The 17585-nt window shown below is 56.9% G+C and carries 13 protein-coding genes and 5 pseudogenes; 8 read left to right on the top strand and 10 right to left on the bottom strand.

The features are described 5' to 3' along the window. Nucleotides 1-237 (bottom strand): hypothetical protein (locus tag L8F97_RS21465; protein WP_242154664.1); only part of this gene is annotated, 237 nt, incomplete at its 3' end. Here L8F97_RS21465 and L8F97_RS23090 point away from each other — a divergent pair. After that, nucleotides 225-680: a LysR family transcriptional regulator gene (locus L8F97_RS23090; RefSeq protein WP_409929081.1), complete on the top strand. Its 456-nt coding sequence runs from the start codon at nt 225-227 to the stop codon at nt 678-680. The genes L8F97_RS21465 and L8F97_RS23090 overlap by 13 nt on opposite strands. Before the next feature lie 1662 nt (nt 681-2342). Here L8F97_RS23090 and L8F97_RS21460 read toward each other — a convergent pair. Both L8F97_RS21460 and L8F97_RS21455 read right to left on the bottom strand, forming a co-directional pair. Beyond that, a complete protein-coding gene (locus tag L8F97_RS21460) occupies nt 2343-2654 on the bottom strand; it encodes a hypothetical protein (RefSeq protein WP_242154662.1) in 312 nt (103 codons plus the stop codon). Nucleotides 2655-2851: 197 nt separating this feature from the next. Further along, nucleotides 2852-3051 (bottom strand): annotated as a pseudogene (locus L8F97_RS21455) (IS5/IS1182 family transposase); the annotation flags it as partial. Nucleotides 3052-3530: 479 nt separating this feature from the next. Between L8F97_RS21455 and L8F97_RS21450 the strand changes: the two are divergent. Beyond that, nucleotides 3531-3902, top strand: coding sequence for a hypothetical protein (locus L8F97_RS21450; RefSeq protein WP_242154660.1), 372 nt, complete (start codon nt 3531-3533; stop codon nt 3900-3902). A gap of 41 nt (nt 3903-3943) precedes the next feature. Further along, nucleotides 3944-4163, top strand: a pseudogene (locus L8F97_RS21445) (hypothetical protein); the annotation flags it as partial. A 232-nt stretch (nt 4164-4395) separates the two neighbouring features. Here L8F97_RS21445 and L8F97_RS23085 read toward each other — a convergent pair. Continuing rightward, nucleotides 4396-4569 carry a helix-hairpin-helix domain-containing protein gene (locus L8F97_RS23085; protein ID WP_409929080.1) on the bottom strand — a complete coding sequence of 58 codons (174 nt, stop codon included), beginning with the start codon at nt 4567-4569 and terminating at the stop codon, nt 4396-4398. Nucleotides 4570-5916: 1347 nt separating this feature from the next. On the opposite strand from L8F97_RS23085, the pseudogene L8F97_RS21440 reads away from it, so the two are divergent. Next, nucleotides 5917-6305, top strand: a pseudogene (locus L8F97_RS21440) (integrase core domain-containing protein); the annotation flags it as partial. A gap of 429 nt (nt 6306-6734) precedes the next feature. On the opposite strand, the gene L8F97_RS22750 reads toward L8F97_RS21440, so the two are convergent. Then, nucleotides 6735-7256 (bottom strand): transposase, encoded by a 522-nt coding sequence (locus tag L8F97_RS22750; protein WP_277925130.1) that lies wholly within the window; start codon nt 7254-7256, stop codon nt 6735-6737. A 155-nt stretch (nt 7257-7411) separates the two neighbouring features. Further along, entirely contained in the window at nt 7412-7621 is a 210-nt protein-coding gene (locus L8F97_RS23080; protein WP_409929079.1) for a transposase, read from the bottom strand. Between the two features lie 118 nt (nt 7622-7739). On the opposite strand from L8F97_RS23080, the gene L8F97_RS21425 reads away from it, so the two are divergent. The 3 genes from L8F97_RS21425 to L8F97_RS21415 all read left to right on the top strand — a co-directional run bounded on the left by L8F97_RS21425 (nt 7740) and on the right by L8F97_RS21415 (nt 12369). Beyond that, nucleotides 7740-8150 carry a hypothetical protein gene (locus L8F97_RS21425; RefSeq protein WP_242154657.1) on the top strand — a complete coding sequence of 137 codons (411 nt, stop codon included), beginning with the start codon at nt 7740-7742 and terminating at the stop codon, nt 8148-8150. A 1139-nt stretch (nt 8151-9289) separates the two neighbouring features. Beyond that, nucleotides 9290-10237, top strand: coding sequence for a sigma factor (locus L8F97_RS21420; protein WP_242154655.1), 948 nt, complete (start codon nt 9290-9292; stop codon nt 10235-10237). Nucleotides 10238-11628: 1391 nt separating this feature from the next. After that, nucleotides 11629-12369 carry an N-acyl amino acid synthase FeeM domain-containing protein gene (locus tag L8F97_RS21415; RefSeq protein WP_242154653.1) on the top strand — a complete coding sequence of 247 codons (741 nt, stop codon included), beginning with the start codon at nt 11629-11631 and terminating at the stop codon, nt 12367-12369. Nucleotides 12370-12388: 19 nt separating this feature from the next. Here the strand turns inward: L8F97_RS21415 and L8F97_RS21410 are convergent. After that, nucleotides 12389-13221 (bottom strand): IS5 family transposase gene (locus L8F97_RS21410; protein WP_242154652.1). Its coding sequence is split into 2 segments (ribosomal slippage): nt 12389-12636 and nt 12636-13221, totalling 834 coding nucleotides; the frame shifts between segments, so codons are not numbered across the junction. A gap of 723 nt (nt 13222-13944) precedes the next feature. Here L8F97_RS21410 and L8F97_RS21405 point away from each other — a divergent pair. Next, a pseudogene (locus L8F97_RS21405) lies at nt 13945-14094 on the top strand (transposase); the annotation flags it as partial. Here L8F97_RS21405 and L8F97_RS21400 read toward each other — a convergent pair. From L8F97_RS21400 to L8F97_RS21390, 3 genes and pseudogenes are all read right to left on the bottom strand, one after another. Next, a protein-coding gene (locus L8F97_RS21400; protein ID WP_242154650.1) for an IS5 family transposase occupies nt 14095-14851 on the bottom strand; the annotation gives its coding sequence in 2 pieces (ribosomal slippage) (nt 14095-14521 and nt 14520-14851; 759 coding nt in all). Between the two features lie 722 nt (nt 14852-15573). Then, nucleotides 15574-15891: a hypothetical protein gene (locus tag L8F97_RS21395; RefSeq protein WP_242154648.1), complete on the bottom strand. Its 318-nt coding sequence runs from the start codon at nt 15889-15891 to the stop codon at nt 15574-15576. Between the two features lie 171 nt (nt 15892-16062). Further along, nucleotides 16063-17263 (bottom strand): annotated as a pseudogene (locus tag L8F97_RS21390) (IS3 family transposase). Between the last annotated feature and the right edge of the window lie 322 nt (nt 17264-17585).

The following is a 17585-nucleotide window of genomic DNA, read 5'->3' as shown; positions in this document are numbered from 1 at the left end:
ATGAATCGCGTCGGGTTTGGCTTTAGCGACGATGGCATCGCCCCAAGCCAGTAGGCTCTTATGGCGCGTCAACGCCGTCTCCGCGTCATTGTCGCGCTCAATGGTAGCCTGACTGAACATGATCTGGCCTGCCCGGAGGATATTGCTTCCCCGTTCCTTGTCGCCGTGGCGCGGATCAACAAATATAATTATTGGATAAACAAAGGTCAGGCTAAAACCGTGATATAGTAAATGCATGCGATCTTAATCTCAGGCACCTGCGCCTTCTTATCGCCATCGATGAAAGCAGCAATGTGAGCGCTGTGGCACGAGCCGCGTCAATCTCTCAACCGGCGCTTACGCAAGCTCTCGCCGGGCTTGATGAGCCTTCGGGGCAATCCTGTTTCATCGCAGCCGGTGTGGTCGCTACGGCAGACGGCGAGCGGATCATCCTCCGCGTACGGCGTGCGTTAAACCATCTTGCGCGGGCATGCCGCGACTTGGGCAAGATCCCGACGGGAGTCCCGCTCGTAAGCTACCTCACCATGGCGCATGTTCGCAGCTTAACCGCGCTGGCGGAGAGCGGCGGTTTTTCAAAGCGCCACCCTCGCACATTGAGCGGTCAGGGACACCGAACGGATTGCGGGCGCGTCTCTCGTCGAGAAGAAATAGCGTGGCGTCGAACTGATGCGATCGGGTGAGAGGCTTGCACGTGGCTTGTCGATCGCTGTGACAAAACTCACAGCGGCAACCGAGGAGACTAGAGAGGCAAGTGCGGTACCAGCGCTCCATGCGCTTTGCATCGACGATGCTCTCGTTGGCGCAGTGAAAGGAGCACTGAACATACAAGTTAGCGTTGCGCCTAGTGACGTACAAAAGCGTTTTGAATCGCTGGTTCATGCCCATCGGGCGGATTTCGAATAGACCAAGAACAGTAGGAAGGCAGCCTCTACGTCTAACGCCGGTAACTGAAAGCACGAAGATCGGCTACCAACAGGCAGCTGCCGATCCCCCTAAAGGTCGGCAGTCAGAGTCGAGCGGAGTCGTTAACCGCCCGGCTCGCACCTAGATCGGCTGGATGCCGACGGGGCGGAGCTACCCTTTACCGCTCCTTGATGGATGTGAGCGTTGCGGTGACGCCTGCTGGAAGAGTCGGTCGAGCGACACTAATCTTTAGCTGGCGTGTGCGCACGAACCTCGTCCAAGACGAACTTCATTGCCAAAAGACAGTAATTGTGCGACAGTTCAGCGTGAACATGTCTCACGTTATCGTTCAGGGCTTTCTCTGCTTGGCGTTGCTCTAACCGCGCACGATGCGCGTAATATGACAAGATATTCCTCTGCATAATACCTCCTGCTCCTGTCGGGCAAAAGTTAGAATTATGGAAATTGAACAGTCGACTGAAAAGATCGTTCCCAAAGCAAAGCTTTATTAACCCTCTTGCTGCCTGCCTGCTTATCGAAGCGGCGAAGACTCGCTCCGCCGCGTTCGTATTACAGGCGCCAGGATCGGTCCCTGCCTACCTCGCTGTTAAAGGTCTACTGGGATTGGCAATGGCTTTAGCTTCTTAAAAGTCCCGAAATCAAAAATTGTCGCTGCCGAAAAAGTAATAAGCACCGCGAAAGCTAACGAGTAGTAAAAGACTTCTTCTCCGCCGTTCATGTGGCCCCGACAAACTGCCAGCGAGTACATAGCGCCTCGAAGTCTGCTGCCCCTCGCTTCTAAGTATGCGGATCAATTTGCATGATCACGATCACCTTGGACGCACTATGCATTGCCCTTTTAGGCATTGCTATATGTCTCAGGCAGTAGACAAAGAACTCGTGGATCCTCTATTGCTTGTAAGTACAACTTGCCGATGCCCGGCAACATATAAAGCTCGCGCTCGGACAGGGCCATCAACCCTGCCAAATTCTCAATACCCGCTCTGTTTTTTTGGCGGCGAAACACGCGCTGCTCCGATTTTGTGCACGTTCTTCTGCAGAGGACAACTGCGCAGCCGCGCGGCGGAGAACCGCTCCGCCGCGCGTATACAAAACTGCGGATTTCCGGCCGCCGTTTGCTGCGGACGATCGCAGCACTCCCCAATGTTACCCCGATTGCCGGAGATAAGCCTGTACCAGCGTCCGCTATCAAGCAAGCTGTCAAACCGCTAAAAAATACGGATTTGGGCAGCTGCGGCACGTCTACCTTTTGGATCTGCGTGCGCCTACTCCGGTCAAGTAGCAATGCCGCTCCCGGAGCATGCGGCGAACAATTGCGCAGACGCGCGTTGGGAAGAGCCTCACCGCCTCGCGAAATCTATGGGTTGGCGCAAGACGTCAGACCCTTAGAAGGATTGATACCCACAGCTACCCAAAACTCAGCGAGTGATTCCGGCGTCCGGCGGAGGAGATATCTTTTCAATGAAAATATACCTGACCAGTTCATCTTTCGACAGTCGCCTCCCATCCTCACCAGCGCGGTTCGAGTCGACAAGCGTCTTAAATTCGGCGCTGCCCGGCACGCGGGCGTTCTCGAATTTCTCAGGTAGCTTCGCGACTGCTTCTTCACCTCCAACGTGTCGCACGAACCGCTCTATATCCGCCTCACTCATTCCAAACGTTAGGGGAGCATCAACTGTGTTTCCCCATACAGCAAATTCGCCTTCGTGGCGGACGATGACATAATTCAAGTAAACGATCCTCTAAGTTCAGATTTCTTGATTTGGCTGGTGCGTTGTCGGATCATTGCTGTCGCATCGGCCCTGACTGTCGACCATCCGGCCAGCTCATAATGCCATCTTCAACGCGGCGGACAATCCCTCAGCAGCGTTCGCATGACAGACACGCGGATCAGCCACCTTCGGCAGCTAGGGCCAGGACTCGTTGATCACAGCCAAAAGATGACGGTTGCAGTGAGAGCAACGGCGGAGAAGAAGGCCGTGTGGCAACGATCGTTGCGGGTGGCGACACGCCGCCAGTCCTTGAGGCGCCGAACATGAACTCGACGCGGCTATGGCGCCTGTACTAGCGCTTGTCGTATTTGACCGGCTCGTTGCGTGATAGCCGTCCAGGGATGCAGGGCTGGAGAAGGGACGGCGCAGCAACCTGGCCCGGTACACCGTCCTGTGGCGTGAGCATCAATAAGGCCGTCGCCGCAGGTGATCCCTACCACGTGCCCCGCGCCGCCTGGGTGAGACAACATCTGCATCCTCGTCCTGCTGCGCAACGGACGCGACCAACTGGAGAGCCAGACCCATGCGTGATCTCGACCGCGGCCTGAAAGAGCTGGAACGCCGCCAGTCGCGCCGCACTACCGGCCGTGAGGCGATCTAAGCCTTTTCCGTGACAACGAGCCCCGGCCGGACATCGTCGGCCCGATCTACCGGCTTGCGTCACCGCATCCTGAAGGATTCATCTATGTGTGGAGTGAGTCGCCGTGTTGCCGCGCTCAAGCAGCGACAGCTATTCCGTCCGCAGCGCATCGCCATCATCGAGCCTGACGATCAACTGCCGGCCGATCCGATCTTGTAATCCAGATCGTTTCCGCCGACTTTCGAAGCAAGCCCATGCGTGATGTTGAATGCCGGCTGGCTGCTTTCGAAAGCCGTCGTGCCCAGCAAGGGCCGTGGGATTTCGCCAACCTTACCGACGACGAGTTGGAGTTCGTGCAGAGCTTTCGTGGCGTAAAGGACATTGCCGAAGTTCCGCTCGATGATCTTGCGCGGCTAGCATGGATCCTGCTGTCGGCGGGGAGAATCGAAGGATCGGCGTCGGCACTGCTTTACCACCGCGCACGTAGCGCATGGTCGTCAGCGTTTCTGAAAGCTTCCCTCGATCATCGCCGTCTCGATCATAGCAGTATAGGCACCGCCGATCGTTTCGCTGTGCTCCCAGCCCTCCTCAATCATTGTTTCTGTCGGCTCGCGCATGACCTCTAGCACGTCGATGGCACGTGAGGCGAACGCTTCCCACGTCCACTGCGTGTGCGCGTGCGGCCGCGGTCGATCGCACCGCCGATCTATCCGGGCGATCTCGTCGTGCGCGAGGACAAGGGCGTAGTGTCCGACGCGGTGCGGCGTTTCGCCAGCGGCGCGACGCACTCGACCGACCTCGCCATCGGCCTGAAGGATCATCCCGACGAGCCGGTCGCGCTGCCGATCGCCGGCGCGCGCGGGCTGGGTGATGCGGCGGTGCTGCTCGATCGTGAAGCGGTAAATGCGCGAAGCAGGCGAGCAACTGTTGATCGAATTGCGCCGAGGCTTTGTCCGTAACCAACATGCCGTAAATTGATCAGCATCACGGGATCCAAGCTAGGCGCGAAGTTCGGTCAACGGCAGAGATGCGCGCGATTGATCCGGCCTCCCCTTCATGCGGGTTCGGCGGTTGCGTCGGCTCTACTGTGGCAAAGTTATCGTCTGGGCGTCCAGCGGTTTAGCGGGTCCATTGAAAGTGCGCCCGAATGGCCTCGACCGAGCGATCAGCAACTCCCGGCAGTCTAAGCAGCTCACGATCTGACATTGCCCGCAGTTGTCTCGTGTCGGTGATGCCGGCATCTGCGAGAGCTTGGATCAGGCGGCGGTCTAGACCGGAGTTCTTAAGAAGCATGTCGCTCCGATCAATCAAATGCCCCGGCTGGAGACAGCCAACGCTAAGTAGGATCGATCCTGAAGCAGCCCATTATAGACGGAACCGCTCCAGGAGAGATCTACTGAACAGCGCACCATCTTGGGGGGTAAGTCCGGCGCGCATATCATGCGTACGTGCTAATAGTTAACGTTACGTGTTTATACGTAGGCTAGCTCACTCGCTAGTCGGGGTCGCATCAAGCAGCTGATCTTCAAGGATCTGACGATCCGCTGATTATTGGAGTACTTGCCATATGGCGGCCCCAGAACAGCCTCGAAGTCTGGTTTACCCAGAAATGCGGATTAGCAGCACCGCAGGACCGAGGTCGTTGCGGATCAAAAAAAGTTTACCGATCAATCTCGGTGATCTTTCTTCTCTATAATGTCAGTACCACCTGCGCCCCCCAACAACGCAGTTGGTAGAGCCGGGCGAGTGCAATTCGGTATCTCCCCGGCTCGCCCTCTTGCTGCTGCCGCTAATGAAAAGCCATCCGGACCAAGCCATCGGCGGGATTTTCCGGTTGTCTCCTAGCCGTCTGCGACGATGAGGGATGCGAGCTGGTGAGGACCGGCACATCAGCGGGTATCGCCATGAAGAAGTTGATCGCGCTTGCTGTCGGAGTATCGAGCGCAGGGCCGCGATGATGCGTGTCATCGACAACTGCCATTCTTCCCGCCTGGACAAGCTCGTCAGCCCCGACGCTTGTTGATACACTCGGCCAAGCGTTGATTGGCAGCGCTGAAGCTATCGAGAGGACGCTGCGGAAAGCAACCGCGCAGGAAGCATTCCGGTTCAGGCCACGTCACCTCTCTGCCCGGCCAGCCGCCGCATGCGGACACGCACGACCTCGACCGGAGCATTATGTAGGCGAGCTAATCGAGACATCGGAGCGCATCCAGACCGGTCATCGCTGATAAGCGACCATGCGTGGATCGAGCTCGGCAACAGCCGAATTCTGTCGCGCCCTTACATGATGCCGGCAATGATGCGCGGGCGCGCCTTCGTCCTCGCCCGGATCGGATTCCCCTTCTAACCGCGTCATCAGGGGACGCTGAGATGAGTGATCGCAACGATGCCGCACCGCAACATTTCTATGGGCGGGGCAACGTCACTGACGAGCAGCGCGCAATCTTCCCAGTCCACACCGAGATCCACGATCGCGCGAACGGTCTGGCCGGCATGCCGCCACTCGATCAGATGGGTAGCGCTGGCGCGATGGAGATCGCGACGGTGCTCACTCGGTTCGATGGCCTGATCAAGGATCAGTGGCGCGACAATCTGATTGCAGTGGCAGCCGGGCTGCTCAAGCAGATGAAGCAACACGGGAACGCCGGCATCAGCGGTTTCGACGTGTGCGACATCATGCTGGAGCCGTAGAGACCCGCTTCGGTGAACCGCGCGCAACGTCGATGGTTGGGATGCTGACAGACAACGGCTCGGCTTATACCGCCCGCGAGACACGGATCTTTGCACGCCAGCTGGGCCTGAAGCCGTGCTTCAAGCCCATCCGGAACCTACAGGCGAACGGCATCTCCGAAGCATTCGTGCACACCATCAAACGAGATTCGGTCAGCGTCTCACCATTGCCTGACGCACATACCGCGTTGATATTACTCACTGGCTTAATCGAGGACTACAACGAACACCAACCACACTCGGGTCTCAAAATGCGGTCGCCGCGCGAGCATCGCGCGATGGGATCAACAACCGCTTGAGGCTGTCAGGCGAAATAGAGGCAAGATCTTCTCTCCACGCAAAGCTACTTGAGGCCGTCTGAAGGTGCGACGTATCCATGCGCCGAGCCAACACGGTTTCACGGCTGGCGATGGTACGGCGCTTCTGGTTATGCGGCGAGTAGCTCACATGAAAGCATGCAAATGCAAGCTGGATCGTTGGCGGCGTTAGGCGACATTTCCAGGAGTACGCGGAGCTGGTGGCTCATCAGTTCGGCAAGATCGATATACATCGCTACAATGTCCACATCCCTTGCTGCCATCGCAAGCGTGATGTGCGCGGCTCTCATCTCTTTCAGAGACTGGACAGTTGTTAGGTACGCCATGCGAAGGTTTCTCGGCCGGTAATCCTAACGACTGTCTATCAAGAATGCTTAATGCGACGAACTACACATTAACGAGACAAACCGTTCAGTGCTGTGAGGGGGGCTCTGAATGAACCGAGTTCAGGAAGGCCGTGCCGTTATCCAAGGGTTGCTTACGCGGTTGAATAGCGGCAAAATAGTGGAGGAACGTAAGCGTGGCGTGGAGGCCGCGGATTACGCAGCTTGTGCGGTCGGCCGATCTACGGCGGCATCCAGTTCCAGGCACGAGTTCGCCCCATCGGCAGGCAGGCCAGTCGCCGGCAACTTTGGCAAAGACTTTGGCGATATAAGCTTGGGGGTCGATGCCGTTAGCCTTGTAGGTCTGGATGACGGTGTAGATGGCAGCGGCACGTTCGCCGCCCGCGCGAGAGCCGGCGAAGAGCCAGTTGCGGCGTCCGACGGCAATACCGCGTAGCGCACGCTCGGCGATTTTGTTGTCGATCTCCAGACGGCCATCGTCGAGGAAGCGCGACAGTGCGGGCCAGCGCTTCGTGTCATAGGCGATGGCCTTGGCCATGTCGGAATTGGGCGACAAATGGCGAAGGGCAGCGTCGAGCACCTCGCGCAAGGCATAGACCCTCGGCCGGCTTTTCTCCTGCCGGGTTCGGCATCGCACATCAGGCGGTTGGCCGCGGACCTAGGCCTCGACAGCGTAAAGGGTGCCGATCCGCTCGAGGATGTCGATGGTCGACGGCGTGGGCGACCGCTCGTGGGGTCAAAAACCTAGCGTTGGAAATGCACCCAGCAGGCGACCTCGGTGACGCCGCTGCGGTACAGCCCGTCATAGCCCGCGTAGGCATCGGCCTGGAGGAAGCTGCGAAAGCCGGCGAGATGGGCCATTGGATGCGCGGCGGTGCGATCCGGCGTGAAGCGGTACCTGGTCGCAAGCGGCGCCGTGCCGCCAGATGCCGGTCGTCGACGGCGTAAACCCACAGCCGCCCGGCTGCGGTCTTGCCCCGGCCGAGGTCGAGCACCGGCACCGGCGTGTCGGCATGGATCTTTTCGGCCTTGGCCGCTCTGAAGAGTAGCGCATTATCAGCTGAGGAGCGTGTTGAAGCCGCTCGCAACAATCGCCACTGTGGGCACGACGCTCACGAACACGAGCAATGCTTTACCGGCGTTAACCATTTCAAAAGTTGTGCACGTCATGGTTGATGAGAAGTCAACGGAGCTCCCGACTATGATCGAACAGACTCTGATCCGTGTTTGCGAAGGCCAGATGGTGGCGGCGGGTGTTGCGCTGAAGGCTTTTTTCCGGGAGCATCAGGAGGTGAAGGTTAGGCTCAGCGAGAGCGTAATGCACGACGAGATTATTGCGTTGATAGATCGCGAAACCTCCAAGGGAACAGCGTCACTGATGGCTCTGCTTAGCAACGCAGCCACGAGAGCTTGGAGGCAAGGAAACCTCGATCATGCCGGCCATGTGGTGGTTCGGCTGCGCGATGTATTTCCTGCGCTCTGATCAGCGTGCCGCCGTCCAGACGATCGCCCGGCCAACTATACTTGTGACGTCGAGCCGGGACTCGGTCTCAGCAGGTTGTCTCACGCCTCGCTCTCGGCAAGCGGCTGTCCCGCCTGCCGAGGGGTAGGAGCTACCAGCGCGCGGTTGCCCGCCGCAGCCTGCCCGACGGACGATCATTGTACTGTGATGCCATCGCGGCTCGTGCTGCGGTGCATTGGGATCAATTTGGCGGCAGTATGGTATGAGCGAATGCCGGTGAGGCCGGCCGACAGGGCAGCCTGTCCGTCATCAGCGGTGACATCGAGGCATGAGCATGGCACAAGTTCGCTGACCCCGGCGGCGTTTCCCAAGCGCCTGCTCCAGCGTGACATGCCCGATCGGTTAGCCGAGGCGAATAATACCAGGGCAACTTCAACAAGGAAGTCGTACAGCCTCCAGTACCATTTTGGCATGTGCAATCTCCCGCTTAATCAGCGCGTGGTGCAAAATCTAGCCTCCCTCGGATTGCCCCCACAACGAATTGACACAAACTGCATTACTGAGGACGCACAATCCGCAGGTTGCACAGGCATTTTCTCCTTTGATGGCGTTCATCCGACAGCAGCAGTTCAACTTGCTGGCTACCGCGATATGGATCAGCAGTTTGGCCTATCTTCTGTAACTGCAGTACCAGGGACGGCACTTGGATTACTATGATCCTCGGGATGAGCGCCATCGGTTTCGCAATTCGCCGCCGTCAGAAGCCCCGTGTAACCGGGGGTGCGCATGAGCTTGCTTCACGCTTAAAGCTCAGTTCCGAAAATCGTTAAGCATACCAAGGTATGTAACGCTATAGTGATGAAAAGATGCGTCTATCTGCCCTTTTTTCATCAGCAAAGTTTCCGATTAGGCTGAGTTGTCTATTATAATAAAAGTGCGATCGATTGTAAGCGCCGGGCTGCCAAGCATTAATACCTATGAGTGTGCGGCAACGGGGGGCAACTGCCATACCAGCCTTCTGCACCTCCCCTGGGGCGTTGCATTACATGTATAGGAATTCGGGGAAGTACTTATAGGATATGTAGTGATCCCTTAAGTTTTTGGAATGCATTAACGTTCTCGAGCGATGCGATGATGCATTGGTACGCAAAGGGAAGATCATGTCGAGGACCACCGATCTGCTGGAAGTGGCCGTTGCCGTCGTCATCGAGAACACGCCAGCCGGCGAGGTCCGTCAGACCAACCGCCAGCGCGCCAATGTCGACAAGGCGTTCGCCCGCATCCTCACGCTGATCGCGCCCCGCATCCGCCACTTCATCCGCCAGTACGGCCTGGTCGCGCATTGGGACGATGCCGAGCAGGTCTGCGCGATTGCCGTGCACCGCGCCATCGCCGCATACGATCCGGAGAAGGCCAAGTTCACAACCTTCGTCAACTGGCAGATCCGCGGCGAATTGCAGGGCCTGCGCTTCCGTCTGATGGCCGATCAGCGTCCGTCTGCGAAGAAAGTCTCCGCTGCCACTGTTTCGCTCGACGCTCTGGCGATGGGCATGGACGGTGAGGACGGCGTGCACGAATTCCTGATCGAGGACGAGAGCGCGCTACCCTCCACCGAAGCCGCCGCATCGTCGTTCATGGCCGAGGGAACCGCGCAGGCGCTGCTCGATGCCTATGTCGACCATCTTCGCGAGGTCGGCACCAGCCACCTGCTGCGCGCCCGCGCCAAGACCGGCACCCGCGCCAAGACGCTCGCTGCAGGCGAGTCCGCGAAGCTGGAGGAGCGCATCCAGCGTGATCGCGAGATCGTCGAGCATCACCTGTTCAACGCCGACGAATCCGCCGAACTGCCAAGCGACCTGACCCGCGAGCGGCTACGCCAGATCACGCGCCGTGCCAGCAAGATCATCAGCGAACTCGCCGAGGACGGTGCTCACCTGCGCAGCCGCCCGGCCGACCGCAGCCGCTCGCTGCTGCCGAGCCCGGCGCAGCGCCAGAGCCAGATGGTGCGCGTCAAGGCGATCGCCTCGGTCCCCGCCGATTTCGAAGCCGCCGATGCCGCCTTCCTGTCAGGCGAAAGCATGGCGATCAGCAACGCACGCCTAAACTAACCCAATGAAAACGCGATATTACTTATTCCTCTTATAATAGTAGTAAGAACGTCGAGGAGGTCGCACGCGCCATCTGTCAGCTCCCGATGGACCGTTCGTCTGCCAGCGTTTCCGCTCAGCGCGGGGTCGGAGATGCCGGGAATCGTGACCCGCAAGGGCAATCCAGCGATGCGCAGCCTTGCAGTAGCAGGGAGCGGCCTTGCCTTTGACGTCACCGAGGCACGCAAATAAACCGATATGCCGGCGTGACTATCGCGCCCCGTGCAGACAGCTATGGGGGAGGAGACGCCGGTAACCTGGCTTCCCCCTACCGAACTATGCTCGTTGCCTAATCACCACATTTAGAAATATGGTTGCCAGGAAAGCGGTGATATTGGCGAAAAATCAGGAAATCTGCAACACGGTTGGCCTCGTAAAGCCTCAAAGAAGATTATTCATCCTGTAGGCGCAGATCTATCAAGTGCTGACGAGCTTCGCATTTGAATACTTGTCTCTGAGTAATGCAATTTTGGAGAAATGGATAACGTATAATCAGGAGGCTCCTGCGCCCATGCGGCGGTGAATATCAAGCAAATTTTGTTCAACGTACCGCAAATAGGTTTGAAATGATATTGATCCATAACAATTATCAATTCTATCGAGTTATTACGTATCAGATTAACAACCATTAATATCTGTTAATATTTATTAACCAATTTTCAGACCAATTTGATGCAAATTTTCTTAGACAAATATATTCCGGGAGAATACATAAGTAAAAACCACAAATGGCATAATGCCGACTATAAGTAGTGAAAGGATAGATCCTAGGCGTCAGCTGGAAGTTTAAACGCTTCTTATGAATGGCTGCCGGAGCTTCCTGAGGAGAAGGTTCATGGTCGTATCAGGTCTTGACCAAGTTATCGACGATTTCGAAGCGGGCTGGGAGGCGGCTGAAATTGCGCTAGAGACCAGTCTCTTGGACGGATTTGAAATGTCCGGAGGATCAGCTGAATACTGGTGGGACGGACGGTACTTCGCTCAATCCGAGCGGAACGCATCGGCAAAGATTGTGGAATGCACGCCAAGCGATACCCACCAACTTGATCCCGCTGTGACCACATTAGGTCGCGCTGATCAAGTTATAATTCATGCGGTATCTTCGCGAGATTGGCCCGAGTCGCAAAATCGTAGCATTGTCCAAAAGCTTCTCAATCGAGCCCTGCGCGGAAAAGTTCATTGTCCACGTCGAGATTGCAGATTGATATACATAAGTTAACTTGGAATAAGCCAATATAATTTTGATTATGTCTACCTTATCTCTGAACGGCAAATGAACATTTCGGCCCCATTACAAACACATTAGCAATTATGTGAAATCCAGATGGCGCTGGATTGGGGGCATCATGTACTTGAGTCGTATCGTATCTGATGATGCTGCCAAGATTCAAAGTAATGAAGAAAATCACGTTACCGGTCGCAAAGCGGAGCTTGTAAGCTTTTACGATACAGTAATGGATCAGCCTATCACGATAAGGCTAGCAGATAAGAACCATGAACGTAATACTGCAAATCTCCTACTAAACAGGATGTACTCATGGCGAGGGTATGGTGATAACCATAAAATCGCTAAATCGCCTAATCACGCGACTTTCACGGCGTCATCGAACGGAGAAATTATAGGAACCATCACGCTGGCGGTTGATTCGGCAAGCGGTTTAGCCGCGGATCATCTCTTCAAAGACGTGATTGATGAATTTCGCGCATGTCCAGGTGCTAGCGTTTGTGAGTTGACGAAGTTTGCCTTTAATACGGCCAAACCGTCTAAGCCGATGCTCGCGTCTCTGTTCCATCTCATCTTTATCTATGGACAGCATGCATACGGCTGCACGGACCTTTTTATTGAAGTTAATCCAAGACATGTCCGCTTTTACGAATGCATGCTCGGTTTCAAGCGTATTGGTACCCTCAAGAACAATACCTCGGTAGCCGCCCCGGCGCAGTTAATGTGGCTGAGCGTTGCGCATATTCGAGAACAGATCGCTCAGCATGCCGGCCGGGGTGATAGCGCTTCAACACGCTCCCTTTATGCGTACTTTTTCTCGCCACGCGAGGAGGAAGGTCTCCACGGAAGGATGATCGGCCAATCTTAGAGCCCGATTCATAAGTTTCTCAAGCATAGCAGTACCTTGCGGTTCTTCTGGTGAGCATGCGGATGGACGCGACCAACGTCCATGCGGTTAAGGAAGAGACGGACGTTTCCCAGTCTTTCGCCAGGCGGCGGCATCGCCCAAGCCATGCGAAGGTGCGCTCGACGACCCATCGCCGAGGCAGGATTTCGAAGCCTTTGGCGGCATCAGATCGTTTGATGATCTCGATGGTCCAGTCGCCATGGCAGGCGGTCGCGTCGCGCAGTTTTGCCCGGCATAGCCACCATCGGCGAAGACATGGCGTAACCACGGGAAACGCCAGCGGATTGCCTTGAGCACATCCGCAGCGCCGTCCCAGTCCTGAATGTCGGCTGCGTGAACCAGGATGAAGATCAGGAAGCCGCAGGTGTCAGTGAGGATGTGACGCTTGCGACCTTTGATCTTTTTGCTAGCGTCATAGCCGCGAACACTGCCGCTTTCCGTGGCTTTCACCGACTGGCTATCGATGACACCGGCGCTGGGCGAAGCTTCGCGTCCCTCAATTTCGCGCAGGCTCATCACCAACGGCATGTTGATCGCATCGAACAGGCCGGCGTCGCGCCAAGCGTAGAAATAGCGCCGCACCGTCGAGACCAGCGGAAAGCATTTTGGCAACAGCCGCCAGGCGAACCCGCTCGCTGCGATGTAGAGCATGGCGTTCACAGCTTCGCGCATGTCGGTTGTACGACGCCGGCCGCCTCGCTTTGGGGACGGGATGAACGGCGCTGTCACAATCCATTCCCGATCCGTCATATCGCTTGGATAGCGTAATCCTTCCCGGCTATGCCCGCGCCGGGCAATACCAGACCATGGCATGGTTCACTCCATCTCTTCGCAACGACGGCCTGAATCACAACATACTGGTATTGCTCAACAACTTTCGGATCGGGCTCTTAGAGGCTGGAAGACAAGGCGGTCAAACCGCGCTCACCATCAGGTACGGGCACTCCGCTGAAATCAAATTGGCTAGTTACGCACCGTTTGCATCTCAGGAGTGACGCGACACTCAACTTGAAGGCGCGGCAGCTAAGCTTCTGCCGCTCTTAATATAATGTATATTCAGGCTGCCAGTATGGCCCACCCCAGCTCAGCTCAGCTACCATTGCGACGTGGTGGCGCCGTGCTCATTCCCACGCGTCTGGGCGACCAAATTAAGACCAACCGTAGCGACGCTGCGAGCCCAGCACGCCCCCACCGAGCTGACTCGATATAGGTGCTAGATCAGACACACGATTCAATCGGCTATCTGGTGCGAGCGCGCGAGGCGGAAACGACAAGTTGAGGAAAGCGCGACAGCACCTTCGGTCCTTCATTCTGAGGCACGGTCGCATCTATGCTGAACGCCTATGCTAGCCGGTGGTCGGCAACTCAGCCCTTCAAACACCAGGCTTAGAGGCTGTGTCAGAAAGGCAGCGTAATGGTGGACGGTCGAGCCTCGATGTGACAACGCTTATGCCAGCTCCCGCGTTGCAATGGCGACATCGATCGGCATCAAGATCGTCCGCAAATTCGCTGATTAGATCGGCTTTGTCGTTCACCCGTCGGTGGGTCGTCGAGCGATCCTTCGCCTGGCTCAACCGCAATCGCCGTCTCGCCGAAGACTTTGAGCAGACCATCCGATCGGCAACCGGCTTCCTCTATGCTGCCTCTGCAATGATGCTCGTCAGGCGCTTAGAGTGGACTCGTTGATCACAGCCAGAAGATGACCGTGGCAGCGAGGGCGACGGCGGAAAAGAAAGCTGTGGGGCAGCGATCGTAGCGGGTGGCGACGCGTAGCCAATCCTTGAGGCGGCCGAACATGATCTCGATGCGGCTGCGGCGTCGGTAGCGGCGCTTGTCATACCTGATCGGCTCGTTGCGTGATCGCCGACCCGGGATGCATGGCTGGTTGCCCTTTGCCTGGAGAGCGTCCCTATACCATTCGGCGTCATAGCCGCGATCGCCAAGCAGCCACTGCGCCTTGGGCATGTCGTCGAGCAGCGCTGCCGCTCCGGTGTAGTCACTAACCTGGCCAGCGCTCATGAAGAAACTCAAGGGCCGGTCGTTCGCGTCGGCGACGGCGTGGAGCTTGGTGTTCATGCCGCCCTTGGTGCGCCCGATCAGGCGGCCGGACCCCTTGTTTTACCCGCAGGCTCCAGGCCGTGTGGTGCGCCTTCAGGTAAGTCGCGTCGATCATGACCGTCTTCGGCTCGGCACCTTTCGCCGCCAGCCCCTCCATCATGCGCGTGAACACGCCTGCCTCACCCCAGCGCTTCCACCGATTGTGGAGCGTCTTGTGCGAACCATAGGCGGTGGGTGCATCTCGCCAGCGCATACCGTTCTTGTTGACGAACACGATGCCACTCAGCACCCGCCGGTCATCCACACGCGGCTTGCCGTGGCTCCTGTGGGAGAACGGCCGCAACCGCGCCATCTGCTCATCAGTCAGCCAAAACAGGTCGCCCATTCCGATCTCCTTGCGGAGCCTGAGTCAGATCGTGACGCTCACATCAACGGGTCCTGACCCTAATGCGAACGTATGGTCTCAGTGGGCAGCCGACACGAAAGCAATCATCGCTGACTTAAGAAAGAATGGCGTACAAAATACAGTTGCCGTAGAGTGGCCGGGGTCTAGCGCGGCGTTCAGGATCGACAAGGGGGAACCGTCGTACAAAGCTTGTGAAAGCGCGGGATGTGCAGTTGATCGTCAAGAAGGCCTTGGAGCCAGCAATGTTCTGTTCTCACCGCATGCCTATTGGGATCACGGCTCGAGCGGCACAAACCCAAACTGCGATCCTTTTTTCTTCCTTGATATGACGCGAAGGGCAGCTGCAAAACGCGGCTAGAAGCTGTTCCTTGGCGAGGCTGCGTTCGGTAGCTATTTGAAGGTTCGCGATAGTTGCGGTCCGCTACTGGATCGCGCCATTACAGAAATCAAGGAGCACCCAGAAACGTGGTTTGGTGTGACTTGGTGGGGTGGCGGCCGCGAGTGGAAGGAAACTTATATTTTTAAAGTCGAGCCAGCTAAGGGCACTCGAGCTAATATATCGCACAGCCGTTATCTTGATCAGCTGCGGGGAAGTGATGGGCAGCATCAACAGCCTTGATGCAGAACATGCAGGAATGAAGGGCAGTCACAAATCTATTTTGCCCGTCTGTCGTGGAGCCATCTCGACCATCGCAGCATCGTCAGCCTGCAAATTTGACAATACGTTCTAAGACTTGCTCATGGCGATAATCCAACGCTCGTTGTGTTGATCTTTTTGCCACCTCTAAGTTGCGTTGGGCGAAATAACGACCGTCGTGCCAAAATTCCGTTAATGCTCCGGATATAGTTTCGCCAAGCGGGCCGACTTCCCGCTGCGATTCATAAGAATTCCAGCCTGCTTCGAACGCGTCGATGATGTGGTCGAGACCGGATACGAGCATGATACCTATTCCTAACAGATTCTCAGCAGACTTTTTAAAGTGCTGCCGATCCGGCTCTGTTCTAATCCACAATGACAAGTATTGTTCCCATCAATAGTTTACAAAATATATACATAGATAAGATATCAGCTGAAAAGGTAAAATGATAGAAAGTTTGGCATCGTCGACGATCTTGTAAACTTTTGAGACAATGTACGGCTGCATTCATAAGGTATTTTACTTGTATAGACCGCGACGTAGGCCCCGTCTTTAATTAAGCGGCAACCAGATACGAGCGTTGTTGTCGTGCAGGAGCGCCGGCGAAGCAACGGGCGGGTTAAAACCCGCCCGTTGCTTTTCGAAATTTGGCGGCGAATGCTGTCGATTTGGCGTAGCGGAGCGACGAGTGCGGCCGCTCGGTCTTGTAGTGATCGACCCGCGCGCGAGAATCGACCGCGCTTGGCGAACGGTGAAGAACAGCGTTTCGTTAAGCAACTCGCCGCGCATGCGACCGTTGAAGCTCACGACCAACCATTCTGCGTCGGCTTTCCCGATATAGTGCCGCACGACGCGCGTCTCGTCAGACTACGCGAGCCCCGCGTTCGAGGTCAGCTCGGTGCCGTTGTCGCTAACGATCATTTTGGGCGCGCCGCGCTCGGCGATCAGATCAGCGAGTTCGCGTACAACGCGCTTACCCGAGATCGAGGTGTCGAGCATCGCCCGCAAGCACTCCCGCGTCACGCCGTCGACGATGTTGAGGATGCGGAACCGCCGCCTTATGGCCATCTGGTTATGCAAGAAGTCCAGGCTCCAGCGCTGGTTGGGCAACGCTAGCGCGGGGGCCGGCGCCCACGCGCCGATAGCGCGCTTGCGTCCCTTGCGACAACGCACCGTCAAACCCTCTTCGCGGTAGAGCCGCTGGGTCTTCTTGCGGTTGATCGTGATGCCGGGCGGGCGCAACAGGATGTGCAGGCGCGGATAGCCGAACCGCCGGCGCTGCTGCGCCAGCTCGCGCAAAACGCCACCGCAGGTCGCCATCATCTGCCCGGCACGAGCGATACCGCATGCTCGTGCAATCTGCCCCGACGACAGCACACCCATCCGCAGCTATTCTAACGATGCTTCGCATCGCAGGAACCTTGGGCTGCTCCGCCCGCCGGCGCACTCATCCCCAGCGCCGTCTGGAGATGCGCGACCACCTCCCGCTTTGCGGCGGGCGTCACCATTTTTTTAAAGCAGGTCTTTCAGACCTGCGTTGTCGAGCATTGTGTCCGCCAGCAGCCGCTTGAGCCGGCCGTTCTCTTCCTCGAGCGCCCGCAGCCGCTTCGCATCGGCCAAACTCGGCCTACCACGCATAATTGATCGCGCTCGACATCCCGTGCCGTCGGCACAGATCCGTCACAGCCACGCCAGCTTCTGCCTCCTTCAGGATGCCGATGATCTGCTCTTCCGAAAACTGCTTCCGCTTCATCTATCCATCCCTTCCCAGGCCGGATTCCAGCTTCAACTGGAGAAAAAACGGGCACGTCAACCGCTACTACGAAACGAAGCCAATGCTCGTCAGCTTTCTGAAACTACATCTCTCCGGCTTTCAAAAATCTGCCAGCTTCGATCATGAAGAATCTAGGCCGAGGCAGGGAATGCCTCGGCCTAGCAACCGTAGTTAAGCGGTTCGTCCTAGCTGACGTAAGGTTCTTAAAGGACCTTTTTCGTTGACAAAACTTTGCTTGGACCCGTTCCGGGTACCTAAAGATAGTTAACAACGTGTACATGGTTTGTGAACGCCGCTAGCA

It is taken from the genome of Sphingomonas sp. BAUL-RG-20F-R05-02 (genome assembly GCF_022662305.1).
In the GTDB taxonomy this organism is placed as follows: domain Bacteria; phylum Pseudomonadota; class Alphaproteobacteria; order Sphingomonadales; family Sphingomonadaceae; genus Sphingomonas.
This window is presented reverse-complemented; position numbering and strand designations above follow the sequence as displayed.